Consider the following 26,429-nt stretch of genomic DNA (forward strand, 5'->3'; position numbering starts at 1 on the left):
GACAACCAAGCGAGGAATAGCGACATGGCTGATCAGCTCCGGCATGCGACCGAGGCGCTGCGCAAAGCGCTGGTGCAGGTTGAGCGCCTCAAGAGCACGAACCGCGCGCTGCTGGAACGCTCCAGCGAACCGATCGCGATCGTCGGCATGGCCTGCCGCTTCCCCGGGGGAGTGGACAGCCCCGAGGGCCTGTGGGAGATGGTGGCCCAGGGCCGCGACGTGATGTCGGAGTTCCCCACCGATCGCGGCTGGGACCTGGACGGGCTGTTCGACCCCGATCCCGATGCGCCGCACAAGTCTTATACCCGCTACGGCGGATTCGTCGACGACGTCGCCGGTTTCGACGCGGGGTTTTTCGGGGTGTCACCCACCGAGGCGCTGGCCACCGATCCTCAGCATCGGATGCTTCTCGAGCTGTCGTGGGAAGCATTGGAGCGGGCCGGAATCGACCCGACCTCGTTGCGGGGCAGCGCCACCGGAGTGTTCGCCGGCATCATCGTGCAGGGCTACGGGATGCTCGCCGAGGAGATCGAGGGCTATCGGCTCACCGGTATGACCTCGAGCGTGGCGACCGGCCGGGTGGCCTACGTGCTGGGCCTGGAAGGCCCCGCGGTCTCGGTGGACACCGCATGCTCGTCGTCGCTGGTGGCGCTACACATGGCGGTGCAGTCGCTGCGCTCCGGCGAATGCGACCTGGCCCTGGCCGGCGGTGCGACGGTCAACGCCACCCCGACGGTCTTCGTCGAGTTCAGCCGGCACCGCGGGCTGGCGCCCGACGGCCGCTGCAAGCCCTACGCCGCCGCGGCCGACGGCGTCGGCTGGTCCGAGGGCGGCGGGATGCTGGTGGTGGAGCGGCTGTCGGATGCGCGCCGGTTGGGTCATCCGGTGTTGGCGCTGGTGCGCGGCTCGGCGGTGAACCAGGACGGAGCCTCCAACGGGTTGACCGCACCCAATGGGCCGTCCCAGCAGCGGGTGGTGCGCGCCGCGCTGGACAACGCGGGCCTCAGCCCGGCGGATATCGATGTGGTAGAGGGCCACGGCACCGGCACCACGCTGGGTGATCCGATTGAGGCGCAAGCACTTTTGGCCACGTATGGGCAGAACCGCTCGCAGCCGGTGTGGTTGGGCTCGATCAAGTCGAACATGGGTCACACTCAGGCCGCCGCCGGGGTGGCGGGCGTGATCAAGATGGTCGAGGCGATGCGCCACGACCTCTTGCCCGCGACGTTGCATGTCGATCAGCCCAGTCCACATGTGGATTGGTCGGCGGGGCAGGTGGCGTTGCTGACCGAGCCACGGCCCTGGCCCGCTGCGAACGCTGAGTGTCGAGCGCGCCGGGCCGGGGTGTCGTCGTTCGGGATTTCCGGCACCAACGCGCACGTGATCATCGAAGCCGCGCCGCCCGCGCCGCAGCCGCAGGAGCGGTCGCAGCCGGCGGTGGTGCCGTGGGTGGTATCGGCGAAGACCGCCTCGGGGTTGCCCAAGCAGGCGGCCCGATTGAGGCAGCATCTGGCCGCGCACCCACAGGTTGATGTCGCCGACGTCGGGTGGGCGCTGGCCGGCCGGTCGGTGTTCGAGCACCGGGCGGTGGTGCTCGGCGCCGATCGTGAGCGTCTGCTGCGCGGCCTGGGGGAGCTGGCCGACGACAGCCCGGGTGCCGCGGTGGTGCGCGGCAGCGCACGGCCCGTCGGCAAGACGGTGTTCGTCTTCCCCGGCCAAGGCTCGCAGTGGCGCGGCATGGGCGTCGAATTACTGGATGTTGCACCGGTTTTCGCCGCGAAGATCAACGAGTGTGCGGATGCGTTCGCGGAGTTCGTGGACTGGTCGCTGACCGACGTGCTGCACGGCGCCCCGAGTGCACCCGGCCTGGACCGGGTCGATGTGGTGCAGCCCGCGCTGTTCGCGGTGATGGTGTCGCTTGCCGAGCTGTGGCGCTCAATCGGTGTCCGTCCCGATGCCGTCATCGGCCATTCCCAGGGCGAAATCGCGGCCGCCCATGTCGCGGGGGCGCTGTCGTTGCGCGACGCCGCGCTCGTGGTCACGTTGCGCAGCAAGCTGCTTCGGGAACTGACCGGCCGCGGCGGCATGGTGTCGCTGGCATGCAGCGCTGAGCAAGCCCGAGACCTGTTAGCGCCCTTCGGGAATCGGATCGGGATCGCTGCCATCAACGGACGGTCGGCGGTTGTGGTATCCGGCGAAGTCGCGGCGCTTGAGGAGCTGGTGCAGCGCTGCACCGACCAGGAGCTGCGAGCACGCCGCATCGACGTGGATTACGCCTCGCATTCGGCCGACGTCGAAGCGATCCGCGAGCAGCTCGCCGAAGCGTTGTCCGGCATCGAACCCCGTCCAGCGCGCACCGCGTTCTTTTCCACGGTCACCGGTGGTCTGCTGGATACCGCGGGACTGGACGCCGACTACTGGTATCGCAACATTCGCCAGACGGTCGAGTTCGACCGGGCGATCCGCAGCGCCTGTGAGCACGGTTATCGCACCTTCATCGAAACCAGCCCGCATCCCGCGTTGATCGCCGGGATCGAAGGCACCGTCAGTGAATGCGTCGAAGGCAACGCCGAGCCGATCGTGGTCCCCACCCTCGGCCGCGACGACGGGGGTTTGCTGCGCTTTTCCACCTCGGCCGCCCAGGCCTTTGTGTCGGGTGTCGGCGTCGACTGGCGTGCTCTGTTGCCGGGGGCCGGTTTTGTCGAGCTGCCGACGTATGCCTTTGAGCGGCGGCGGTTTTGGCTGGCCGGTGACGGTACCGGCGCCGACGCCGCCGGCCTGGGACTAGGTGCCGGGCAGCACGCGCTGCTGGGCGCGGTGGTGGAGCTGCCGGACTCCGGCGGGGTGGTATTGACCGGTCGGCTCTCGCCGTCGTCGCAGTCCTGGCTGCTTGATCACGCGGTATCCGACGTCGTGCTGTTTCCGGGCACCGGGTTTGTGGAATTGGCGATCCGGGCCGGAGACGAGGTCGGCTGTTCGGTGGTCGACGAGTTGACGTTGCGGCGGCCGCTGATCGTGCCGGCCTCGGGCTCGGTGACTGTGCAAGTGGTAGTGTCCGGCGCCGCCGAATCGGGTGAGCGCAGGGTCTCGCTGTATTCCCGCTCCGATGGCGGCGCCGGCTGGATATGCCACGCCGAGGGCACAGTGAGATCGGGATCGGTTGAGCCGACGGCGGATTTGTCGGCATGGCCACCGCCGGGAGCGACTGCGGTGGCGATCACCGACGGCTATGAGCGGTTGGCGGCACGCGGATACCAGTACGGTCCGGCGTTTCGCGGGCTGACCGCGCTGTGGCGCCGCGGCGACGAGGTGTTCGCCGAAGTGACGTTGCCCGAAACGGCTGGCGGTGCCGGTGGGTTCGGCGTGCATCCGGTGCTGTTGGACGCGGCGCTGCACGCGCTGGTCATGGTCGATGACAGCGCCGACGTGGCCCTGCCGTTTTCGTGGCAAGGCGTGACATTGCATGCGGCCGGGGCCGCGGCGGTGCGAGCCCGGATCGCGCCCAATGGCCCGTCGGCGGTGACCATCGAGCTCGCCGACGGGCTGGGATTGCCGGTGTTGTCGGTGGGCACGATGGTGGCCCGCCCGGTCACCGGTGAGCAGTTGGCCGTCGCAGCGTCTGGATCCGGACCGGACCGGCTTTTTGAACTGGTGTGGTCGCCCGTCCCCATGGGACACACCGATGCCACCCCGCCACATGAGGTGTTCGAGTCGCCGCCGGCCGAGGCGCCGGCCGGCGTCTACGACCGCACGCACCAGGCGCTGGCCGCGGTGCAGGCGTGGTTGACCGGGCGCGACTCCGGGGTCTTGGTGGTGGTCACCCACGGCGCAATTGCGTTGCCCGGTGAGGATGTCACGGATTTGGCCGGGGCCGCGGTGTGGGGGTTGGTGCGGTCGGCGCAAACCGAGCATCCGGGCCGGCTGGTGCTGGCCGACGTCGATTGCGCGGTCGACGGCGCCGCGGTGGCGGCGATCCTGGCGGCGGGGGAGCCGCAGGTGGGCCTGCGCCGCGGACAGGTCTACACCGCTCGAGTACGTGCCAGCCGTGCTGTCGACGGCCTGTTGGTACCGCCAGCGGATCGGCCCTGGCGGCTTGGCCTTACCAGCGCGGGCACCTTCGACAACCTCACGCTGGAGCCGGTGCCCGACGCCGACGCGCCGCTGCAGCCCGGCCAGGTCCGGGTCGCCATCCGCGCTATCGGCACCAACTTCCGCGACGTCATGATCACCCTGGGCATGTTCACCCATGATGCGCTGCTGGGCGGCGAAGGCGCGGGTGTGGTCGTCGAAGTCGGGCCCGGGGTCACCGAATTCGCGGTTGGGGATCGGGTGATGGGGTTCTTCCCCGACGGCAGCGGCACCGTGGTCGCCGGGGATGTCCGGCTGTTGCTGCCGATACCGGCCGACTGGTCTTATGCCGAAGCTGCTGGCATATCAGCGGTTTTCACCACCGCCTATTACGCATTCCGCTACTTGGCTGACGTCAAGCCGGGGCAGCGGGTGCTGATCCATGCCGCCACCGGTGGGGTGGGCATGGCTGCGGTGCAGTTGGCCCGGCATTGGGGGCTGGAGGTGTTTGCCACTGCTAGCCGCGGCAAGTGGGATACCTTGCGCGCGATGGGGTTTGACGAGAGCCACATCGGGGATTCGCGGACGCTGGAGTTCGAGGACAAATTCCGGGCGGTGACCGGGGGGCGCGGCATGGACGTGGTGCTGGACTCGCTGGCCGGTGACTTCGTCGACGCCTCGCTGCGGCTGGTCGCCCCGGGCGGAATCTTTTTGGAGATGGGCAAGACCGACATCCGCGACCCCAACGCGGTGGCCCAACAGCATCCGGGCGTGCGCTACCGCGCCTTCGACCTGTTCGAACCGGGCCGGACACGCATGCACCAATACCTGCTCGAGCTCGCAAAGCTGTTCGACGACGGCGTATTACGCCCGCTGCCGGTGACGGGGTTTGATATTCGGCGGGCGCCGGCGGCGTTGCGGTATTTGAGTCAGGCCCGTCATGTCGGCAAGGTGGTGTTGACCATGCCGGATGTGTGGGCGGCGGGCACGGTGTTGATCACCGGTGGCACGGGGATGGCGGGTTCGGCGCTGGCCCGGCATGTGGTTGCCCGCCATGGGGTGCGGCATGTGGTGTTGGTGAGCCGCCGTGGTGTGGAGGCGCCGGGGGCCGGCGAGTTGGTGGGTGAGTTGGGTGAATCCGGGGCGCAGGTGCGGGTGGTGGCTTGTGATGCGGCGGATCGGCAGGCGTTGGCGAAGGTGATTTCCGATATTCCGGTGCAGTGGCCGTTGAGTGCGGTGATTCATGCGGCCGGGGTGCTCGATGATGCGGTGGTGACGTCGTTGACTCCGCAGCGTGTTGATGCGGTGTTGCGGGCCAAGGTGGATGCGGCGTGGAATTTGCATGAGTTGACCCGGGATTTGGGTGTGTCGGCGTTTGTGATGTTTTCGTCGATGGCCGGGTTGGTGGGTTCGTCGGGTCAGGCCAACTATGCGGCGGCCAACGCGTTTTTGGATGCGTTGGCCGCGCATCGGCGGTCCAACGGTTTGCCCGCGATGTCGCTGGGCTGGGGGCTGTGGGAGCAGGCCAGCGCGATGACCGGCCACCTCGACGACGTCGATTTCGCCCGGTTCGCGCGCGACGGCGTGGTGGCGCTGTCCTCCGACGAGGCGCTGCACCTGTTCGACACCGCAATGGCCGTCGACCAGCCGTACCTGGCCGCGGCCCGGATCGACCTCACCGAACTGCGGGCCAGTGGCGCTGCGGTGCCCGCGATGTTCACCGAGCTGGTCAATGCGCCGGCGCGCCGCCAGGTCGACGAGTCGCTGGCCGCGGCCAAGTCCAAGTCGGCTCTAGCACAACGGCTTCACGGTCTGCCCGAGGACGAGCAGCATGCCATCCTGCTGGATTTGGTGCGCTCTCACATTGCCACCGTGCTGGGCAACACCACCCCCGAGGCAATCGACCCCAACCGTGCCTTCCAGGAGCTCGGCTTCGACTCGCTGACCGCGGTCGAAATGCGCAACCGGCTCAAAGCCGCCACCGGGCTGGCGCTTTCCCCGACCCTGATCTTCGACTACCCGACACCGACCAGGCTGGCCAGCTACATTCGGACCGAACTTGCGGGCGTCACCCAGGAAGTCAAACCTGTCCCAGCGGCACGTGTTTCCGGCGACGAGCCGATTGCCATCATCGGGATGGCGTGCCGATTCCCCGGCGGCGTGGATTCGCCGGAAGCCTTGTGGGACATGGTCGCCGAGGGCCGTGACGTGCTCACCGAGTTCCCCACCGATCGCGGCTGGGACCTGGCCGGCCTGTTCAATCCCGACCCGGACGTACCGGGCAGCTGTTACACACGCACGGGCGGATTCGTCGACGGTGTCGCCGATTTCGATCCGGCTTTCTTCGGGGTGGCACCGTCCGAGGCGCTGGCCATGGACCCGCAGCAACGCATGTTCCTCGAATTGTCGTGGGAGGCTTTGGAGCGGGCCGGGATTGACCCCACCTCGTTGCGGGGCAGCGCCACCGGTGTGTTCGCCGGTGTGATGACCCAGGGTTACGGGATGTTCGCCGCGGAGCCGGTCGAAGGCTTCCGGCTGACCGGGCAACTTTCCAGTGTGGCCTCGGGCCGGGTGGCCTATGTCCTGGGGCTGGAAGGCCCGGCCATGTCGGTGGACACCGCGTGTTCGTCGTCGCTGGTGACGCTGCACATGGCGGTGCAGTCGCTGCGCTCGGGCGAGTGCGATCTGGCGCTAGCCGGCGGCGTCACCATCAACGCCACACCCGACATCTTCGTCGAATTCAGCCGCTGGCGCGGGCTGGCGCCCGACGGCCGCTGCAAGGCTTTCGCCAGGGCCGCCGACGGCACCGGATTCTCCGAAGGCGGGGGAATGCTTGTGGTGGAACGGCTTTCGGACGCGCAGCGACTCGGCCACCCGGTGTTGGCGGTAGTGCGTGGGTCAGCAGTCAACCAGGACGGCGCCTCTAACGGGCTGACCGCCCCGAATGGGCCCTCCCAGCAGCGGGTGGTGCGCGCCGCGCTGGCCAACGCCGGACTCAGCCCCGCGGACGTGGATGCGGTTGAAGGTCACGGCACCGGAACAACATTGGGCGATCCCATTGAGGCGCAAGCGTTGTTGGCGACGTACGGGCAGCATCGCAGCGAGCCGCTATGGCTGGGATCGATCAAGTCGAATATGGGCCACACCCAGGCCGCGGCCGGTGTCGCCGGTGTGATCAAGATGGTGATGGCAATGCGCCATCAGATGCTGCCCGCGACATTGCATGTGGATGTGCCCAGTCCACATGTGGATTGGTCGGCGGGACGGGTGGCGTTGCTGACCGAGCCGCGGCCGTGGCCGGCCGAGGGCAAGGTGCGCCGTGCCGGGGTGTCATCGTTTGGGATCAGCGGCACCAATGCGCACGTGATCATCGAGGCCGCCCCGCCGACGGAGGCTCCGGCGCCGGCACCGTCCGAGCCGCCGGCGAAACCGCCCGTGGTGCCGTGGGTGGTGTCGGCCAAGACCGCGTCGGGGCTGTCCAAGCAGGCCGCCCGGATGGCCGAGCATCTGACCGCGCATTCAGAGCTGGACGCGGTCGATGTGGGCTGGTCGCTGGCCGGCCGGTCGGTATTCGAGCACCGGGCGGTGGTCCTCGGGCCCGATCGCGAGCAGCTGCTGTCCGGGTTGGGGGAGCTGGCGCAGGACAATCCCGGCGCCGCGGTTATCCACGGCAATGTGCGTCCTGGGGGCAAGACCGTCTTCGTGTTCCCCGGTCAAGGCTCGCAATGGCTCGGCATGGGCAAGGGACTGCACGCCGCATACCCGGTGTTCGCCGAAGCATTCAACAGCGTCGTGGCCGAGCTGGACCGCCATCTGCTGCGCCCGCTGCGTGAAGTGATGTGGGGTCATGACGAAAATCTGCTTAACACAACCGAATTCGCACAGCCAGCGCTGTTCGCGGTGGAGGTTGCGCTGTTCCGCCTGCTCGAATCCTGGGGTATCAAGCCCGATTATGTGATGGGCCACTCGGTGGGAGAGCTGACCGCCGCGCACGTCGCCGGAGTGCTGTCGTTGGAGAACGCTGCGGTGTTGGTGGTCGCCCGCGGCCGGTTCATGCAAGCCCTGCCGGCGGGCGGGGCGATGGTCGCAGTGCAGGCCACCGAGGACGAAGTGCTGTCACTGCTGGGCCCCGACGTCAGCATCGCCGCAGTCAACGCTCCACGATCGGTGGTGATCTCGGGTGCCGAGGACGCTGTCACCGCGGTCGCAGACCAGCTGCGCGAGCAGGGTCGCCGCGTCCACCGGCTCGCGGTGTCGCATGCCTTCCACTCGCCGTTGATGGAGCCCATGATCGACGAGTTCCGAACTGTCGCAGCAGGACTCGCCGCTGCGCAGCCCACCGTCCCGATCATCTCCAACCTGAGCGGACAGGTGGCTGGCGACGATTTCGGGTCGGCACCGTACTGGGCCCGCCACATAAGGGAGCCGGTGCGTTTCGCCGACAGCATTCGCTTCGCGCATTCGGCCGGGGCCAACCGCTTCCTCGAGGTCGGCCCGGGCGGCGGCTTGACCACGTCCATCGAGGAATCGCTGCCCGACGCCGAACCGGTATCGGTGCCCATGCTGCGCAAGGACCGGCCCGAACCGGCGAGCCTGACCGCCGCGGTGGCTCAGGCATTCGTGTCAGGCATGGCTGTGGACTGGCGTGCCATGCTACCCGGCGGGCGCTTCGTGGAGTTGCCGACGTATGCCTTTGAGCGGCGACGTTTTTGGCTGTCCAGCGATGGCGGGGCCGCTGACGCTGCCGGATTGGGGCTGGCGGCCAGCGACCACGCACTGTTGGGCGCGGTCGTGGAACTGCCCACCTCGGGCGGAGTGGTGTTGACGGGGCGACTCTCGACTGCGTCGCAGGGCTGGCTGGCCGATCATGCGGTGGAGGGCGTAGTGGTATTCCCCGGCGCAGGTTTTGTGGAGTTGGCCATCCGCGCGGGTGATCAAGTCGGGTGCAGCGTGGTCGAGGAGCTGACGCTGGCTGCGCCGTTGGTGCTGCCGGGATCGGGCTCGGTGGCCGTGCAAGTAATCGTGTCCGGCGCCGACGAGTCGGGTTCGCGTGAGGTGTCGGTGTTTTCGCGCGCGGACACTGGTTCCGGCTGGATGCTGCACGCCGAAGGCCGGATAGCCGCCGGTGCGGCTGACCCGGGCACTGAATTGTCGGCATGGCCACCGGCCGGTGCTGCCCCGGTGGACGTGACCGGTTGCTATCAGCGCTTGGCAGCACGGGGGTACGGCTACGGCCCGGCCTTTCGGGGATTGACCGCTGTGTGGCGCCGCGGCGATGAAGTATTCGCCGAAGTGGCATTGCCGACCGACGCGGAAGTGTCGCCCGCCGGTTTCGGAGTGCATCCCGCGATATTGGATGCCGCGTTGCACGCCCTGTTGGTGGCCGGCGACGGTGCGGGCGTCGACTCCGGGGTGTTGGTGCCGTTTTCCTGGCAGCGGGTGCGTTTGCATGCCGCCGGCGCGTCGGCGGTCCGAGCGCGGATTGCTCCGGTGGGGCCGTCGGCGGTATCGATCGACCTCGCCGACGGCCTGGGTTTGCCGGTGTTGTCGGTGGGCACGATGGTGGCCCGCCCGGTGACCGGCGAACAGCTGCGAGCGGCGGTGTCGCGGTCGGGCCCGGACCGGCTGTTCGAGTTGGATTGGGCAGCGCATCCGTCGATTTCGCCGCAACCCGTGTCGGTGCACTGGTGGGGCCGATCGGACAGCGACGAGGCGTGCGAGCCGGCCGAGTCTGCCGTTGCGGCATACGTGGTCGAATCAGCGTCCGCCGACACGTTGCCCGGGGTCTATGCGGCCACGCATGCGGCGTTGACAGTATTGCAGTCCTGGCTAACCGGTGAGCATGGCGGTGTGCTGGTGGTGGTCACCCGCGGCGCTATTGCGTTGCCCGGTGAGGATGTCACGGATTTGGCGGGGGCCGCGGTGTGGGGGTTGGTGCGGTCGGCGCAAACCGAGCATCCGGGCCGGCTGGTGCTGGCCGACGTCGATTGCGCGGTCGACGACGCCGCGGTGGCGGCGATCCTGGCGGCGGGGGAGCCGCAGGTGTGCCTGCGCGGCGGTGTGGTGCAGATCCCGCGGGTGCACGGGTGCCGCGCGGTGGCCGGCTTGTTGGTACCGCCAGCGGATCGGCCCTGGCGGCTTGGCCTTACCAGCGCGGGCACCTTCGACAACCTCACGTTGGAGCCGGTGCCCGACGCCGACGCGCCGCTGCGGCCGGGCCAGGTCCGGGTGGCCACACTAGCCATCGCCGCGAACTTCCGTGACGTCATGATCACTCTTGGTCTCTATCCCGACGACGACGCGGTCATGGGTATCGAAGCCGCTGGCACCGTCGTCGAAACTGGTTCACACGAAAGTCGATTCGCGGTCGGTGACCGGGTGATGGGGCTTTTTCCGGAGGGCACCGGCACGACGGCGATCACTGACGAGCGGCTGTTGATGAGCATCCCCGACGGGTGGTCGCACACCGACGCCGCCACAGTTTCCGTCGTCTTCGCCACCGCGTATTACGCGCTGTCGCAGTTGGCTGACGTCAAGCCGGGGCAGCGGGTGCTGATCCATGCCGCCACCGGTGGGGTGGGCATGGCTGCGGTGCAGTTGGCCCGGCATTGGGGGCTGGAGGTGTTTGCCACTGCCAGCCGCGGCAAGTGGGATACCTTGCGCGCGATGGGGTTTGACGAGAGCCACATCGGGGATTCGCGAACGCTGGAGTTCGAGGACAAATTCCGGGCGGTGACCGGGGGGCGCGGCATGGACGTGGTGCTGGACTCGCTGGCCGGTGACTTCGTCGACGCCTCGCTGCGGCTGGTCGCCCCGGGCGGAATCTTTTTGGAGATGGGCAAGACCGACATCCGCGACCCCAACGCGGTGGCCCAACAGCATCCGGGCGTGCGCTACCGCGCCTTCGACCTGTTCGAGGCCGGCGCCGACGGGATCCAGCGCATTCTCACCGACCTGACCACGATGTTCGCTGCTCGGGTCCTGCGCCCGCTGCCGGTGACGGGGTTTGATATTCGGCGGGCGCCGGCGGCGTTGCGGTATTTGAGTCAGGCCCGTCATGTCGGCAAGGTGGTGTTGACCATGCCGGATGTGTGGGCGGCGGGCACGGTGTTGATCACCGGTGGCACGGGGATGGCGGGTTCGGCGCTGGCCCGGCATGTGGTTGCCCGCCATGGGGTGCGGCATGTGGTGTTGGTGAGCCGCCGTGGTGTGGAGGCGCCGGGGGCCGGCGAGTTGGTGGGTGAGTTGGGTGAATCCGGGGCGCAGGTGCGGGTGGTGGCTTGTGATGCGGCGGATCGGCAGGCGTTGGCGAAGGTGATTTCCGATATTCCGGTGCAGTGGCCGTTGAGTGCGGTGATTCATGCGGCCGGGGTGCTCGATGATGCGGTGGTGACGTCGTTGACTCCGCAGCGTGTTGATGCGGTGTTGCGGGCCAAGGTGGATGCGGCGTGGAATTTGCATGAGTTGACCCGGGATTTGGGTGTGTCGGCGTTTGTGATGTTTTCGTCGATGGCCGGGTTGGTGGGTTCGTCGGGTCAGGCCAACTATGCGGCGGCCAACGCGTTTTTGGATGCGTTGGCCGCGCATCGGCGGGCCAACGGTTTGCCCGCGATGTCGCTGGGCTGGGGGCTGTGGGAGCAGGCCAGCGCGATGACCGGCCACCTCGACGACGTCGATTTCGCCCGGTTCGCGCGCGACGGCGTGGTGGCGCTGTCCTCCGACGAGGCGCTGCACCTGTTCGACACCGCAATGGCCGTCGACCAGCCCTTCGTGTTGCCGGCCCGCATCGATCTGGCCGCGTTGAAGGCCAAGTTCGACGGTGGCACGTTGCCCCCGATGTTCGTCGACCTGGTCAACGCGCCGGCGCGCCGCCAGGTCGACGAGTCGCTGGCCGCGGCCAAGTCGAAATCTGCCCTGCTGCAACGCTTGGAGGGTCTGCCCGAGGACGAGCAGCATGCCATCCTGCTGGATTTGGTGCGCTCTCACATTGCCACCGTGCTGGGCAACACCAGCCCCGAGGCAATCGACCCCAACCGTGCCTTCCAGGAGCTCGGCTTCGACTCGCTGACCGCGGTCGAAATGCGCAACCGGCTCAAAGCCGCCACCGGGCTGGCGCTTTCCCCGACCCTGATCTTCGACTACCCGAACTCCGCGGCGCTGGCCGGGTATTTCCGCCAAGAACTCCTGGGCGGCACACAGCCGAAGACCCAACCGGCCCCACCCGGTGAAGCCGAGATCCAACGTGTCGTGGCCTCAATCCCGGTCAAACGTCTGCGACAGGCCGGGGTGTTGGATCTGCTGCTGGCGTTGGCCAACGAAACCAACGGCGCAGCGACACCGGATACACCGGAAGAAACCACCGCCAAAGACATCGCGGAAATGGACCTCGACGACTTGGTCAATGCCGCGTTGATGAATGACGACGACTAACTCGATGCGGTCCAAGGCCAGCCAGTGAGGGTCGCGGTCACCGGGGCCAGCGGCGTACTCGGCCGCGGACTCGTCGCGCGAATGCTCAGCAGCGGCCACGACGTCGTCGGACTCGCACGGCATCGGCCCGAAAGCTGGCCCAGCGCAGCACAGTTCGTGCACGGGGACATCCGCGACGCAGCCGTCGTCGGGCGTGCCATCGCGGGCGCCGAGGTCGTCGCACATTGCGCGTGGGCGGCCAGCCGACGCGCCGACGACCCGCGCAGCCGGGAAGTCAACATCGGCGGGACCGCCAATGTGCTTGCCGCCATGGCCAAGTCCGGCGCTCGGCGCATTGTTTTCGTATCGTCGGCGCACGTGTACGGGACGCAGCGAGCCGGGGTAGCGCCGGCGGGCGAGCACGACCAGCTGAACCCCGTTAGCGCCGTGGGTCGTCACCAAGCTCGAGCCGAAGAGATGCTGGCCGCATCCGGCGCAGAATGGGTGGCCGTCCGCTCTGCGCTCATCATCGGCCGTGACGTCGACAACTGGGTGCAGCGGCTGCTGGCGTGCCCGGTGTTTCCCGACATCGACGGATCGGCGGGCCAACGATTGCAAGTGGTGCACCCCGACGACGCCCTTCGCGTGCTCGCGCGCGCGGCTGTCGACGGCGGCATTGAAAGCGGCCCGCTCAACCTGGCCGCCCCGGGCGAGCCGACATTTGGCGAGGTCGTAGCGGCACTCGGACGACGTGTCCTCCCGACCCACCTCGATCCTGCATCGAAGCTGCTGCGTGGTTGCGCGACAGCATTTTTCGACATACTGAGCCTCGTCCAAAACGCGCCGCTGATGGACACTTCGCGACTGCGTGACCAGTGGGCGTTCACGCCCGCCTGGAACGCTGGTGAATGCGTCGAGGACCTCGCGCTCGGGCTGCGTGGCCGTGTTGCCGTCGGACAGCGGGTGATGTCGCTGCCGTGGCGGATCTCCCGCATCCAAGACATCCCCGCCGCGGATGCCCCGGCCGCCGACGGAACGGTACCCGTGCCGGCCGGGCCCGAGGGGAAAAAGGGAGAGTTCGACACCCCGATCGATCCGCGATTTCCGACGTTCATCGCGACCAACTTGTCCGAAGCGCTGCCCGGACCGTTTTCGCCGTCGTCGTTTTCGGTGACCGTGCGCGGGCTGCGGGCGAGCGGTGCGGGCATCGCCGGGCGGCTGCGCCCCGGGGGACTGATCCAACGCGAAATCGCGATGCGCACCGTCGCAGTGTTCGCTCACCGACTCTACGGGGGCATCACGTCCGCTCATTTCATGGCCGAGACGGTGCCATTCGTCAAACCGGCGACGATCGTGGCCAACAGCGGGTACTTCGGCCCCAGCGTGGCGGACCTACCGATCTTCGGCGACCAGCATCCGCTGCCCCAGGCCAGTTTGCTTGCAAGACAAGGGCGCACACTTCGCAATATCGGGGTGTTCGGCGTCAACCTGGTGGGCCTCAGCGCCGGATCGGCACACGACACCGCCGACTACCTCGCCGACATCGAGCGCCTGGAACGGCTCGTGGGCCCCGATGTTAGCCGGCTCGACGAGAGCCGATTGCTCAGCCTGATTTTGCTGGCCCGCGATCATGCCGTGGACGGCTGGGTGCTGGCATCCGGGTCGTTCATGCTCTGCGCGGCGTTCAATTCCATCCTGCGAGGTGTGTGTGGGCCCGGTGCCATGCCGGCGGCGGGACCGGAGCTGGTCAGCGCGCGACCGCTGGCCGCGATTCACCGGCTGGCCGCCGCGGCGCGCCGCGACCCGGAGGTGCGGCGCATCCTGGCGCAACCCGGTGCCCGCCTCGATGCGCTCTCGAAGCACGCGCCAGAGTTTCACGCCGCAGTCCAAAAAGAGCTGGCGCTGGTCGGCCACCGCGGCCCGGCGGAAGCCGAGATGCGCTCGACCAGTTACGCCGACAACCCCGAGCTGCTGCTGGGCATGGTGGTCAAGTCGGTGAACGCACCGGACATGCCGCGTTCTCGGCAACCGAGGATTCCGGTGTGGGGCCGTCCGGTCGCGGCGCTCGCGGCCCGTCAACTGCGCGAACGCGAAGCCCGCCGTGACCGACTGGTCCGCGCCATTTGGGTATTGCGTGGCCTGCTGCGCGAGTACGGACGCCGGCTGGTCGATGCCGGTGTGTTGAAGACCGTCGATGACGTGTTCTACCTGCTGGTCGATGAACTCGACGCCCTTCCCGCCGATGCTTCCGGGCTGGCGGCGCGGCGCCGCGCCGAGCAACAGCGACTGATGGACATTGTTCCGCCGCCGGTGTTCAGTGGCAGCTGGCAGCCCGGCACCGCCCTGGCGACGGTTCTCACGCCGGGGCAAAGCCTGCACGGTCTCGGGGTGTGTGGCGGACGCGTCCGCGGCCGCGTTCGCATCGTGCGACCGGAGACCATCGGCGAGCTGCAGCCAGGTGAGATTCTCGTCGCCGAGGTCACCGACGTCGGCTACACCACCGCGTTCTCGTATGCGGCCGCCGTGGTGACTGAACTCGGTGGGCCGATGTCACATGCTGCCGTGGTGGCCCGCGAGTTCGGGTTCCCTTGCGTGGTCGACGCCGCCGGCGCCACAAGGCGGCTGCCTCCGGGAGCTTTCGTCGACGTCGACGGTGCTACCGGTGAGATACGGCTGCTGGAGATCGCTGACCACACCGCCGAAATCGACTCCGCTGCAACGAACTCCGAGTAAACGTCCGCTAGCAGCTGAACTTTTCGCCGACACCCTCCGGTGGCGGTACCGGCTGCAAGCAGCCGAACGGCTCGATACCGGCAGCAGCGAACCGCACCGCTGAGCGGTGCGCGTAGTTGACGCAGAACACACCAATTTGATCAGTGCGACAACGGAAATCGCCAAACGCCAGCGACTTTCCGGACGGAAGTTCGGGGCCGTCACCGTTGATGAACGGTCCGGGGTCACCGTGGGCCGAGCCCACTTGCACACTGGTGCCGTCGAAATCGACCCAGCCGCTAAGCCATTCGCCGTAGACGGCGGCCGGTCGCGGCGGGGGATTGGTCAGCCGGACCAGGCAAGACAACGCGGCGCCGGTGTGCTTGGAGTCGGTCGTGCAGCGCACGTTGCGGTCTGGTGCGGTGAATGCGACGTCCTGGCCGAGGTCGGTGGCAGCGCCGTCGCGGGTCGCACTGTGATAGCGGCCGGCGTCGGCAGGACGAGCAGCCTCGATCCAGGCGATCACGTCGGAGATCGGTGTACCCGGTTGCGGGGCGGTGGGCCGAACCGGCGGCTTGGTCGTCGGCGGGGCGGCGGCCGCGCCCTTGGCGGACGTGCTCGGCGATGCCGAGGTCGTGGTTTGGGCAGCTCGATTGCCCACCAGTGAACACCCGGCGACCAGCAACGACGCAACGAACACCGCAACGATGCGCATCCCGTCAGGCTAGCCGCACCGAGCTGATTGCAACGGCAGCCACACGGCGCCATATGCGGTTCGCTACGGTCAGGGTCATGCACGAACACACCGTCCGCGTCACCATAGCCACCGGCACCGTGGAAGGCTTCACCCGCGACGGTGTGAACCGGTGGCGCTCCATCCCGTATGCCCGGCCACCGGTCGGGCCGCTGCGGTTTCGGGCCCCGCAGCCACCCGAGCCGTGGCCGGGTGTGCGGCATTGCCACGGATTCACCAACTGCGCACCGCAGCAACGACGTTACACGATCATTGGTGTGGGCAAATACCAGCCGATGAGTGAGGATTGTCTGACGCTGAACGTCGTGACCCCGGAATCTGTTGGTGAGAAGGCGTTGCCGGTCCTGGTCTTCATCCACGGCGGCGGCTACATCCTGGGCAGCTCGGCCACCCCGCTGTATGACGGAGCGGGGCTGGCCCGCCGCGGATGCGTCTACGTGTCGGTGAACTACCGGCTCGGCGCGCTGGGCTGCCTGGACCTGTCGTCACTGTCGACGCCGGAAATCACCATCGATGCCAATCTATTCCTGCGCGACTTGGTGATGGCGCTGCAATGGATCCGCGACAACATCGCGGCGTTCGGCGGCGACCCGGGTAACGTCACCATTTTCGGAGAAAGCGCCGGCGCGCACGCTGTCGCCACGCTGCTCGCCGTGCCCGCCGCCAAAGGTCTTTTCCACCAGGCTATTTCAGAAAGCCCAGCAAGCGGGATGGTGCGTTCTCGTGAGGTGGCAACCGAGTTCGCGACCCGATTCGCTACCCAACTGGGTGTGCGCCGGCAAGATGCCGCCCACGCGTTGATGCAGGCATCGCCCGCCGAACTGGTGGCGGCACAAAAGCGCCTGATCGACCAGGGTATGGAACAGCGGCTTGGTGCGTTCCCGATTGGTCCTGCTTTCGGCGATGATTATCTGCCGCTGGACCCGGTGGAGGCGATGCGCCGCGGCGAAGCACACCGTGTGCCGCTCATCGTGGGCACCAACGCAGACGAGGGCCGCTTGTTCACTCGCTTTCTCCCACTGCTGCCGACCACGGAGCCGATGGTCGAGGCGCTGCTGGCCGATACGGATCCGGCTGCCCGGGAACGCATTACCGCCGCCTATCCGGGCTATCCCGATCGATCTGCCTGCGTGCGCCTCGGCGGCGACTTCGCCTTCGGCTCGGCCGCCTGGCAGATCGCCGAGGCCCACGGCAAGTACGCACCGGCCTACCTGTACAGATACGACTTTGCGCCCCGCCCACTGCACTGGGCTGGTCTGGGAGCCACCCACGCCACCGAGCTGCTCGCGGTCTTTGGTGTTTACCGCAGCAGGTTCGGCGCGTTGCTGACCGCCGGTGTCGATCGCCGGGCCGCGCGGCGGGTCACCAAAGAGGTACAAGGCCGTTGGCTGGCGTTCAGCCGCACCGGGATACCCGGTGACGGCTGGCCCGCCTACACCGATGCCGATCGTGCGGTAATGGTCTTCGACCGCACGTCGCATCTCGAATTCGATCCACACCCCGAGCGCCGCCTGGCGTGGGAAGGGTTTTCCCTTGCACAATGAAAATCCCGCGACCCCAACAGGCGAGCCGGCGAGCGTCGTCGAACAACCAAGCGACCTCACCGCCGATTGGCTGACCGGCATGCTCGGGGCACCGGTCGCCGGGTTCGGCGTCGAGCGGATCGGCACCGGTCAGATGAGCGCGTGCTACCGCATCGAACTGACCTACAGCGGCGACAGCCCGGTTGGGCCGCAATCGCTGGTCTTGAAGGTCGCCGCCACCGATCCGGTGAGCCGCCAGACCGGCCTGACACTGGGACTCTACGAGCGCGAAGTGCGCTTCTACCGCGAAATCGCGCCGCGACTGCACGGGCCGCTCGCGCCGTGCTATCACGCCGCGTTCGATGCGTCGACCGGCACGTTCGATCTATTGCTCGGCGACGTCAGCCCCGCTGTCGTCGGCGACGAAATCCGGGGCGCCACACCGTCACAAGCCATCGTCGCGGTCACCGAGTTGGGCCGCCTGCAGGGTCAGCTCCTCGGTGATATCGGCTTGGCCGACGCGGCGTGGCTCAACCGTGATGCCCCCATCAACCAGGCGTTGATGACCCAGCTTTACACCGGCTTCCTCGACCGTTACGGCGACCGGATTTCACCGGAGCACCGTGACGTGGCCGAGCGGCTGGTCAATGGGTTCGATTCCTACCTCGCCGGCAACTCGGGTGAGCGCCGCATTGACGGGCTGCTGCACGGCGACTACCGGCTGGACAACTTGTTGTTCGGCACTGCCGGGGCCGATCGGCCGTTGACGGTGGTGGATTGGCAGACCGTCACCTGGGGTCCGGCATTGACCGACCTCGCGTATTTCGTTGGTTGCGCACTGCCGGTGGCGGATCGGCGGGCGCAGTATGACGATCTGCTGCGCGCCTACCACGGCGCACTCGGGCCCGATGCGCCGCTCACGTTGGCCGACGTGTACGAGGGCGTGCGTGGTCAGAGCTTTTTCGGCGTGATGATGGCGATCGTCTCAGCGATGTTGGTCGAACGCACCGAGCGCGGTGACGCGCTGTTCATGACCATGCTGCAACGGCATTGCCAGCACGTGCTTGACACCGACGCGCTGGTCACGTTGTCGGCGCCGACGCCTACACCGCTAATCCCAGCTCACATAGACGAATTCGTGCACACCGCCACTGACGAACCATTGTGGAGCGAAAGCTGGTATGGCGATTTCGTCGATGCCGCACAGGGATTCGGCGGCTGGGTGCGCATTGGCTTGATACCCAACCAGCGTACCGCTTGGCTGCACGCATTGTTCTGCGGTCCCGACAGCCCGACTGTCGCCGTGGTCGACTTCGACATCCCGTTTCCGGCCGACCCGTGGCGGGTGCGAACCGGCGCCGCCGATCTCAGCCACGCTGCCATCGACCCGTTGCGAACGTATCGGGTCGCGCTGCAGGCACGAGGCCAGTCCTATACCGACCCGGCCGCCCTGCTGCGTGGCGAACCCGGTCGCCCTGCGGAGATGGTGGCCAACCTGACATGGACGACTGACGGCACGCCCTACCATTATCGGTTGACCACACGTTACGAGATTCCGTGCACGGTGTCGGGAAGCGTGACCGTCGACGGCACCGAATACCTTCTCGATGCGGTGCCCGGTCAGCGTGACCACTCGTGGGGCGTGCGCGACTGGTGGGCCATGGACTGGCTGTGGAGCGCGCTGCATCTTGACGACGGCACGCATCTGCATGGCGTGGACATCCGGATCCCCGGCGCGCCGAAGCTCTGCGTCGGCTACATCCAGCAAAAAGAAGGCGACGTCGTCGAGCTTCACACGGTGACGAGCCGAGAATCGTTTAATTCCAACGGCTTACCCGTAGCCGCAACCGTGACCATCGAGCCCGGTGATATCGCTGCAACCGCAGCTGTGCGCGGACACGCTCCGTTGTTGTTGGTGGCCGCCGATGGGCGAGTAAGCCGGTTTGTCCGCGCCTGGGTCACGGTAACCACAGCCGATGGCCGTCACGGCGCTGGTTGGCTGGAATGGAACCGCACCCTATGGCAGCCAACGCAGACCTGAGCCAATCGAAGCGTCCAGACCGACGCGGCCGGAAGCCGGGGCCCATTGTGGTCATGGGTGTGTCCGGCTCAGGCAAGTCCACAGTGGGCGCCGCGCTGGCCCGGCGGCTAGGGGTCCCGTTCGCGGATGCCGATGCATTGCACCCGCGCGCGAACATCACCAAAATGGCCGCGGGCGAACCGTTGAACGACAAAGACCGGTTCCCGTGGCTGGAGGCAGCCGGGATGTGGCTTGCCGCTCACCGCGACGGCGCCGTGATGAGCTGTTCGGCGCTGACGCGCAAGTACCGCGACCAGTTGCGGTCACATTGCCCCGACATCGAATTTCTGCACCTGAGCGGCTCCCCGGAGCTTATCGGTCATCGGCAGGCCGGCAGGGCAGGCCATTTCATGCCGGCCGCGCTGCTGAAGTCGCAGTTCGACACGTTAGAGCCCCTCGGCCCAGACGAGCGCGGGGTCGCCGTCGATGTCGACCAAAGCGTCGACGCGATCATCGAGACTTTTCTGGCCGCTGCCGCGCCTTCGCGCACCGGCGACACCGGGACGCCATGCGGCTAGCATGCGGTGGTATCCCGCGGGTGGGAGGCAACAAAACGATGTACCAGATCGCGGTGGTGGTGACGGCGATCACGCACTTCGCCTTCATCTGCTACGTCGTTCTCGGGGGCTTCATCGCACTGCGCTGGCGGCGCACGCTCTGGCTGCACATCGCCGCGGTACTTTGGGGTGCGGCCAGCGTAGTGGGCCATGTGGGTTGTCCTTTGACCGGGCTGGAACGCTGGGCGCGCCAGCACGCCGGAATGGCGCCGCTGCCGCCGACCGGGTTCATCGACCACTACATCACCGGGGTGCTCTATCCGGTGAGTTGGGCGAATGCCGTGCAGGCAGCGGTGTTCGCCGTGATCGTCGCGTCGTGGGCGTTATGTGCGTGGCATGGCCGCCATGTCCCGGCGCGCGCCCGTCGGAAAGCGCCCGATCACGCGCAGTGACGACCACCGCCCAATGTGCAATGGCTCGCGTGTCGTGGCGTTGCGGTTAGCGCTTCCGGCGAGCCCTGACCCGCTTACTGGCCGTGTCCGCCAATTCCTCGCCGCGCTCCCGGGCGGTTTCGGCGAACTCGGTGCCGCGCTCCCGGGCGGTTTCGGCGAACTCGGTGCCGCGCTCCCGGGCGGTTTGGACAAGTTCGGCGCCACGCTTGCGGGCGGCCTCCACCAGGGGGGCGCTCTTCTCTGCCGCCGCGCTGGCCAGTTCCCGGCCTCGTTCGGCCCCAACCTGCAGACCGTGTCCGATTTTCTCGCCTAAACCCTCAGTGTCCAGCAAGGTTCCGTTGGACCCGCTGATCGGCAGCGCCGCGGTCACCGCCTCGGAAATGCGGCCTGCCGCCCGCCGACCGCGCCATCCCAAGGAGGGTTTTCCGGCCGTGTCGGCCGACGCGATGAGCAATCCGCCCAGCAGGCTCAGGTCGGTCAGGAAGTTCCGCCGCTTCTCGGCTTTGCGCTGCGGATCTGGCTCAGTCCAAAACATATGCGCGCCAAGGCTCCCCGGGATTACCGTGCCTGCCAGCAGAGCGGACGCGATGCGGGGGAGCTTGCCGGTCGCGAGCAGAACGCCGCCGCCGACCTGGACGGCCGCGTTGATGCGTGCGAACGTCTCGTCGTCGGAGGGCACCTTGGTACCGATCGGCTCGGGCAGTTTACGCAGACCCGCCGCGGCGGGGCGCGCGGCGTCGACGGCCGCGCTCGGGTTTCGCAACGTCTCTACACCTTGGCCGATGAACACCGCTGACAGCAGCGGCCGGGCAATTCTGCGGATCAGCATGGCCGCTGTGTTCCCGCGTTGACCCGCACGCAAACCGGTGGGCTTGGTTTCGGCTGGCCGTTTCAGTGGACTGGCAGCTCATCACTTCCCGAGCGCATCCACAGCGGAAACACCACCCACAAACCCGCTAGGGCGACCAGCGCGCAAATGCAGACGATGACCGCAGCAGCACCACCGGCGACGGCGTCGAAGATCACCATGGTTACGCCGGTGAGCGCGAAGCCTAAGAGCAACAACCCGGTGTAAGCGAAGCGGTGTGCGGTCGACACCAGCGATTTCAGCCTATGCCGGCGAAACAGCAATCGGTGCATCGCGACCGGGGCGACCAGCAGCACCGTTGAGGCGACCGAGCAGACGACTGTCGCGAGGTACACCGAACGCATCGTCAGGCTCAACGCTCTAAACGGCTCCTGGAACGGCAACGTCAACAGGAAGCCGGTCAGTAACTGCACACCGGTTTGCACAACGCGCAGCTCTTGCAACAGGCTGGCCCAATTGCGATCCAGCCGTTCAGTTTCGGTCTCCTTGCGCGCGGCGAAATCCCACTGTTGGTCGCGTTCAGGATGGTCAACGTCCATCCGTGAATCATGCCAGCCGACACGTCGCCACAGGGCTGCCCGGTTATTCCAAAAGCAGTCGGGCCGACTTCTCCAGCCGATCGGCGATCTGCGTGTAGGAGGCGTATCCCATCCCGGCGCGCACCAGCGCGCCCGCGTACATCAGCTCCAGTGTTTCCACCACGTCGGGATCACAGTCGGGATCCAGCGCGGTGACCAGCCGCTGGTGGATCTCCCGACCGATGCGCAGCCGCAGCTGCTTGACTTCGGGATCGTTGCCCAGCAAGGCGTTGGTCACCGCGCCGGCCAGCTCGGGTTCGTCGGCGACAAGCAGCGCGATATGCCGCAGCACAGCGACAACGCGCACAACTGGATCCGGGGAATCGCTGCGGGGCGGCGAGGTCGACGCCAGCCGCCGCCAGAAAACCTCGGCAACGAGATGCTCCTTGGACGAAAAGTAGGTGTACGCGGTGGCCGAGCCCACCCCGGCCTCGGCGGCCACGCGACGAATGGTCAAGCCGGAGAAGCCTTCTCGGCTGAGCACCTCGATTGCCGCCCGGCCCAGCCGCTCGACAGTGTCGGCTTGCTTGGCGGTCAGCCGGCGCCTAGTCGACTCCCGAGCCACCGGGTCGGACACGTGTCTGGACACTACTACAACGTAAGATGGGCGGCAACACGCGCCCTTCCCGGAGGATTGCAATGGTTAGGTTCGACTAGTGACCACCTCTGGCTCGAAGCCCGCCGAGCAGACCCGCCGATTGTTCGAGCTCGCCGACCGGGTTCCCGGCTTCATGCCGGCCGACGAGGGCCGCGCCCTGCACGACGCCGCGCTGTGCTACCTCGATCTTGGGATCGGCCTGGAGATCGGCACTTACTGCGGCAAGTCCACGCTGCTGCTGGGGGCGGCGGCGGTTGCCCGCCACAGCGTGCTCTACACGATCGACCACCATCACGGCTCTGAGGAGCATCAGCCGGGCTGGGACTATCACGACCCTGCTCTGGTCGATGAGGTCAGCGGGCGCTTCGATACCTTGCCCACGTTTCGCCGCACGCTCGACGAGGCTGGTTTAGACGACAACGTGGTCGCGGTGGTGGGCAAGTCGGCGGTGGTGGCCCGCGGCTGGCGCACCCCACTTCAGCTGTTGTTCATCGACGGCGGCCACAGCGAAGCTGCCGCGCACCAGGACTTCGACAACTGGGCGCCGTGGGTGAGCGTTGGCGGCGCACTGATCATCCACGACGTCTTTCCCGATCCGCGCGACGGCGGGCAGGCTCCGTACCAGATCTATTGCCGCGCCCGGCAGAGCGGGATGTTCCGCGAGGTCTCGGTCGCCGGATCGCTGCGGGTGCTCGAACGCACTACTGGCCCATCCGGCGCGGCGCTCAGCGATCCGTCGAGCTGCTGAGGCACTCGCAGTCGTAGTCGCCCTCGAGACCGCGAGGCAGGTCGGTGCCGCGGAAGATCCCGCTTCCGGGGGTGGTCAACGACAACGCGTCGGCCGCCAGTATCACCGCCGCACCGGTCCACGTCGTTCGCTCGACCGGCCAGCGCTTCCCGTCACTGAACACCAGGCCCGTCCAGTAGGAGCCGTCGGTTTCGCGCAGGTGCTGCATGGCGGCGAACTGCTGCAGCGCCTGTCGGCGGTCGCCGATAGCGTCCAAAGCCAGCGCCAACTCACACGTTTCCGCACCGGTGACCCACGGCCGATCGTCGACACAACGGACACCCAGGCCGTCGACAACGAAATCGGCCCACCGTTCGGCTAGCCGGGCTTCGGCGGCCGGGCCGCGCAGCGCGCCGCCGAGAATCGGGTAGTACCAGTCCATTGAATGACGCGGCTTTTCGGTGAACGCCGAGGGGTGCGCGACGACGGCATGGCCGAGCCGGCCCAGTGCGACCTCCCATTCGGGCTGCGGTTGCTCAAGGTGGTTCGCCAAGGCCAGCGCACAGCGGATGCTATGGAACACGCTGGCGGAACCGGTCAACAACGCCTCTTTTACCGGTCCTGATTCGCCACGGGCCCAGCAGATTTCGCCGCCTGCAAGCTGCAGCTCCAGCACAAAGTCGATCGCTGCGCGCACTGTCGGCCACATCGCAGCCGCGAAGCCATGATCGCCGGTGATCAACACATGATGCCAGACACCCACGGCGATGTAGGCGCAGAAGTTGCTGTCGCTGTTGGCATCCTCGATGACACCGGCCCGCAGCTGGATCGGCCATGACCCGTCGGCGCGCTGGTGGTGACGGGACCACTCATACGCTCGACGCGCCGGCTCGATGAGACCTGCGGCGGTGAGCGCCATCGCGCATTCGACGTGGTCCCATGGATCGGTGTGTCCGCCCTGCGACCACGGGATGGCGCCCGATGGCTCCTGCACCGCAGCAATCGATTCCGCGGTCTGCCGACACTGTTGTGGGGTTAGGACGCCTGGCACGCCCGGCACGTCATGCCAGTTCAACGGGGTGCACCGGTTTTTTGAAGTACAGCGCGACGCTCTTGCCCAGCAGTGGGTTGAGCAGCGATTCGGCCAGCCGGGTGATCCGGGGTTGCCGGGTGATGTCCCACACCAGCATCCTGTGATAGGCAGCCACCGCCGGGTGATCCGGCCGAGACAGTCCGACCAGGCATTTCAACCACCAAAACGGTGTGTGCAACCCGTGGGCGTAGTGTGCGTGCACGAATTGCATTCCGGCGCCGACGATTTTGGCGCGTAGCTTGCTGGCTCGATAGATCCGTACGTGGCCGCCCTCGTTGGAGTGGTACTCGTCGGACAGCAGCCAACACACCCTTTCGGGCAACCACCGCGGCACAGTGACCGCCATCGTGCCGCCGACCTTGAGCACGCGTGTCAATTCCTTGATGACCACCTCGTCCGCCGGGACATGTTCGAGAATTTCCGATGCGATGACGCAGTCGAAAGTGCCGTCCGAATAGGGCAGTGCCAACGCGTCACCGACGACGGTCTCGGCCGCGGCGAACGGCGGTGCCTCGCCGGTTTCGGCCATGGCGCGCAATACCTTGCTGACGTTGTCGAGTTCGGCCGCATCCTGGTCGAACGCGATCACGCTGGCCCCGCGCCGATACGCCTCAAAACTATGCCGACCGGCGCCGCAACCGACGTCGATGACCGCGCATCCCGGACCGATGCCCAGCCGGTCGAAATCCACCGTCAACACGGCTCGCCCACCACGTCGGCGACACTGCGGCGCTGAGCTTTTCGGGCGATCGCACGTTCATAGACGGTTACCGTCTGCGCGGCCACCGATTCCCAGCTGTAGACCTCCAATGCGCGCTTACGACCGGCCGTGCCGAGCCGGTGCCGCTCGCCGGGCGAGGCCAGCAGAGCACCGAGCACCCGTATCAGGTCTCCTGTGTCGCCCGGTCGAACCAGCCGGGCGCAAGTGCCATCGGACCCGAGCACCTCCGGCAACGCCCCGGCCCGGCTGGCCACGATCGGGGTGCCGCTGGCCATCGCCTCCACTGCGGGAAGCGAGAATCCTTCGTAAAGCGAAGGAATACAAGCAATTTCGGCAGATGCCAACAGGCGAGCCAGCTCGGCGTCGGAGAGCCCGCTGGAGGTGTGCACGATATCGGAGATGCCGAGCTCGGCGATGAGTTTTTCGGTGGGTCCGTTGGGCTCCAGCTTGGCGACGAGCTGGACCTCGAGGTCGTGGTCGGCCCGCAGTCTGGCCACCGCGTGCAGCAGATGGCCCACGCCCTTGAGCGGGGTGTCGGCGCTCGCGACGGCGATGATGCGGCCCGGGACGCGCGGCTGGTCAGCCGGGGCGAATAGGTCGGTGTCCACGCCCAGCGGCACGACGCACAGCTGGTCGGGGCGCACCCCGAAGTCCACGGTGATGTCAGCGGCCGACGACGACGAGACAGTGACCAGGTCGGGGATGCTGCGCGCCACCCGCTGCTGCATCTTCAAAAAGCCGTACCAACGGTGTACCAACGGCTTCCGCCACCACCGCGCAGCCGCTAACTCCAGCACCCGGTCGCGGGTGATCGGATGATGCACGGTGGCCACCACCGGAAAACCCATCGCCGCAATGTCAAGCAGCCCAAACCCCAAGCTCTGGTTGTCATGGACGACGTCGAAGTCGTGCCGCCGGTCGGCGAGCAGTCGGGCGGCGCGCAGGCTGAACGTGCGCGGCTCGGGGAATCCGGCCGTCCACACGGTGGCCAACTCGAGAAGATCGATTCGGTCGCGGATTTCGCCGGGGCGCGGAATCCGGAAGGGATCGGGTTCCCGGTACATGTCCAAGCTCGGTACTTTGCGAAGCACTACCCGCGGATCGAGCACGTCGGGATAGGGCTGGCCGGAGAACACCTCGACGTGGTGGCCGAGTTCGACGAGGCCGCTGCTCAGGTAACGGATATAGACGCCCTGTCCGCCACAGTGTGTTTTGCTGCGGTAGGACAGCAAAGCGATCCGCATGCTCACCCGTTCTGTTATGGCAGTGCTCGCTGGGTCGCCCCCGAAATATCGACGACGTCGGCGAGCTGTCTGGACACGTGTCTGGACTATAATTTGACAACCTAC

General features: G+C 67.3%; 14 protein-coding genes. 7 read left to right on the top strand and 7 right to left on the bottom strand.

All coding sequences use genetic code 11. The annotated features are described in order from the left end of the window. Positions 1-24 precede the first annotated feature (24 nt). Positions 25-12,498, top strand: a complete 12,474-nt coding sequence (locus MHEC_RS10590; RefSeq protein ID WP_201399503.1) for a type I polyketide synthase — start codon at positions 25-27, stop codon at positions 12,496-12,498. 24 nt (positions 12,499-12,522) lie between these two features. Then, complete coding sequence (locus MHEC_RS10595) at positions 12,523-15,210, top strand: NAD-dependent epimerase/dehydratase family protein (RefSeq protein ID WP_048893171.1); 2,688 nt, start codon at positions 12,523-12,525, stop codon at positions 15,208-15,210. Between the two features lie 7 nt (positions 15,211-15,217). Here MHEC_RS10595 and MHEC_RS10600 read toward each other — a convergent pair whose 3' ends face one another. Beyond that, positions 15,218-15,904, bottom strand: a complete 687-nt coding sequence (locus MHEC_RS10600) for a hypothetical protein (RefSeq protein ID WP_048893170.1) — start codon at positions 15,902-15,904, stop codon at positions 15,218-15,220. 77 nt (positions 15,905-15,981) lie between these two features. On the opposite strand from MHEC_RS10600, the gene MHEC_RS10605 reads away from it, so the two are divergent. The 4 genes from MHEC_RS10605 to MHEC_RS10620 all read left to right on the top strand — a co-directional run bounded on the left by MHEC_RS10605 (position 15,982) and on the right by MHEC_RS10620 (position 20,495). After that, positions 15,982-17,487, top strand: a complete 1,506-nt coding sequence (locus MHEC_RS10605) for a carboxylesterase/lipase family protein (protein WP_048893180.1) — start codon at positions 15,982-15,984, stop codon at positions 17,485-17,487. A 79-nt stretch (positions 17,488-17,566) separates the two neighbouring features. Next, entirely contained in the window at positions 17,567-19,507 is a 1,941-nt protein-coding gene (locus MHEC_RS10610) for a DUF7064 domain-containing protein (RefSeq protein ID WP_082170000.1), read from the top strand. 53 nt (positions 19,508-19,560) lie between these two features. Next, entirely contained in the window at positions 19,561-20,064 is a 504-nt protein-coding gene (locus tag MHEC_RS10615; protein WP_048893168.1) for a gluconokinase, read from the top strand. 38 nt (positions 20,065-20,102) lie between these two features. Continuing rightward, positions 20,103-20,495, top strand: coding sequence for a DUF2784 domain-containing protein (locus MHEC_RS10620; RefSeq protein WP_048893179.1), 393 nt, complete (start codon positions 20,103-20,105; stop codon positions 20,493-20,495). A gap of 46 nt (positions 20,496-20,541) precedes the next feature. Here the strand turns inward: MHEC_RS10620 and MHEC_RS10625 are convergent, their stop codons facing one another. The 3 genes from MHEC_RS10625 to MHEC_RS10635 all read right to left on the bottom strand — a co-directional run bounded on the left by MHEC_RS10625 (position 20,542) and on the right by MHEC_RS10635 (position 22,518). After that, positions 20,542-21,324, bottom strand: a complete 783-nt coding sequence (locus MHEC_RS10625; RefSeq protein WP_048893167.1) for a DoxX family protein — start codon at positions 21,322-21,324, stop codon at positions 20,542-20,544. 62 nt (positions 21,325-21,386) lie between these two features. Continuing rightward, a complete protein-coding gene (locus MHEC_RS10630; protein ID WP_048893166.1) occupies positions 21,387-21,902 on the bottom strand; it encodes a DUF6328 family protein in 516 nt (171 codons plus the stop codon). 43 nt (positions 21,903-21,945) lie between these two features. Further along, positions 21,946-22,518: a TetR/AcrR family transcriptional regulator gene (locus tag MHEC_RS10635; protein ID WP_048893165.1), complete on the bottom strand. Its 573-nt coding sequence runs from the start codon at positions 22,516-22,518 to the stop codon at positions 21,946-21,948. 154 nt (positions 22,519-22,672) lie between these two features. Between MHEC_RS10635 and MHEC_RS10640 the strand changes: the two genes are divergently transcribed. Further along, positions 22,673-23,287, top strand: coding sequence for a class I SAM-dependent methyltransferase (locus tag MHEC_RS10640; protein WP_172442119.1), 615 nt, complete (start codon positions 22,673-22,675; stop codon positions 23,285-23,287). Here MHEC_RS10640 and MHEC_RS10645 read toward each other — a convergent pair. The 3 genes from MHEC_RS10645 to MHEC_RS10655 are packed head-to-tail and all read right to left on the bottom strand — an operon-like array spanning position 23,265 to position 26,324. Then, the gene (locus MHEC_RS10645) at positions 23,265-24,341 is read right to left on the bottom strand and encodes a prenyltransferase (RefSeq protein WP_048893163.1); all 1,077 of its coding nucleotides are present in this window, start codon (positions 24,339-24,341) and stop codon (positions 23,265-23,267) included. The genes MHEC_RS10640 and MHEC_RS10645 overlap by 23 nt on opposite strands. Next, positions 24,328-25,059, bottom strand: a complete 732-nt coding sequence (locus MHEC_RS10650) for a class I SAM-dependent methyltransferase (protein ID WP_048893162.1) — start codon at positions 25,057-25,059, stop codon at positions 24,328-24,330. The genes MHEC_RS10645 and MHEC_RS10650 overlap by 14 nt, the downstream gene beginning before the upstream one ends. Further along, complete coding sequence (locus MHEC_RS10655; protein WP_048893178.1) at positions 25,053-26,324, bottom strand: glycosyltransferase family 4 protein; 1,272 nt, start codon at positions 26,322-26,324, stop codon at positions 25,053-25,055. The genes MHEC_RS10650 and MHEC_RS10655 overlap by 7 nt, the downstream gene beginning before the upstream one ends. Between the last annotated feature and the right edge of the window lie 105 nt (positions 26,325-26,429).

Source organism: Mycobacterium heckeshornense, assembly GCF_016592155.1.
Classification (GTDB): domain Bacteria; phylum Actinomycetota; class Actinomycetes; order Mycobacteriales; family Mycobacteriaceae; genus Mycobacterium; species Mycobacterium heckeshornense.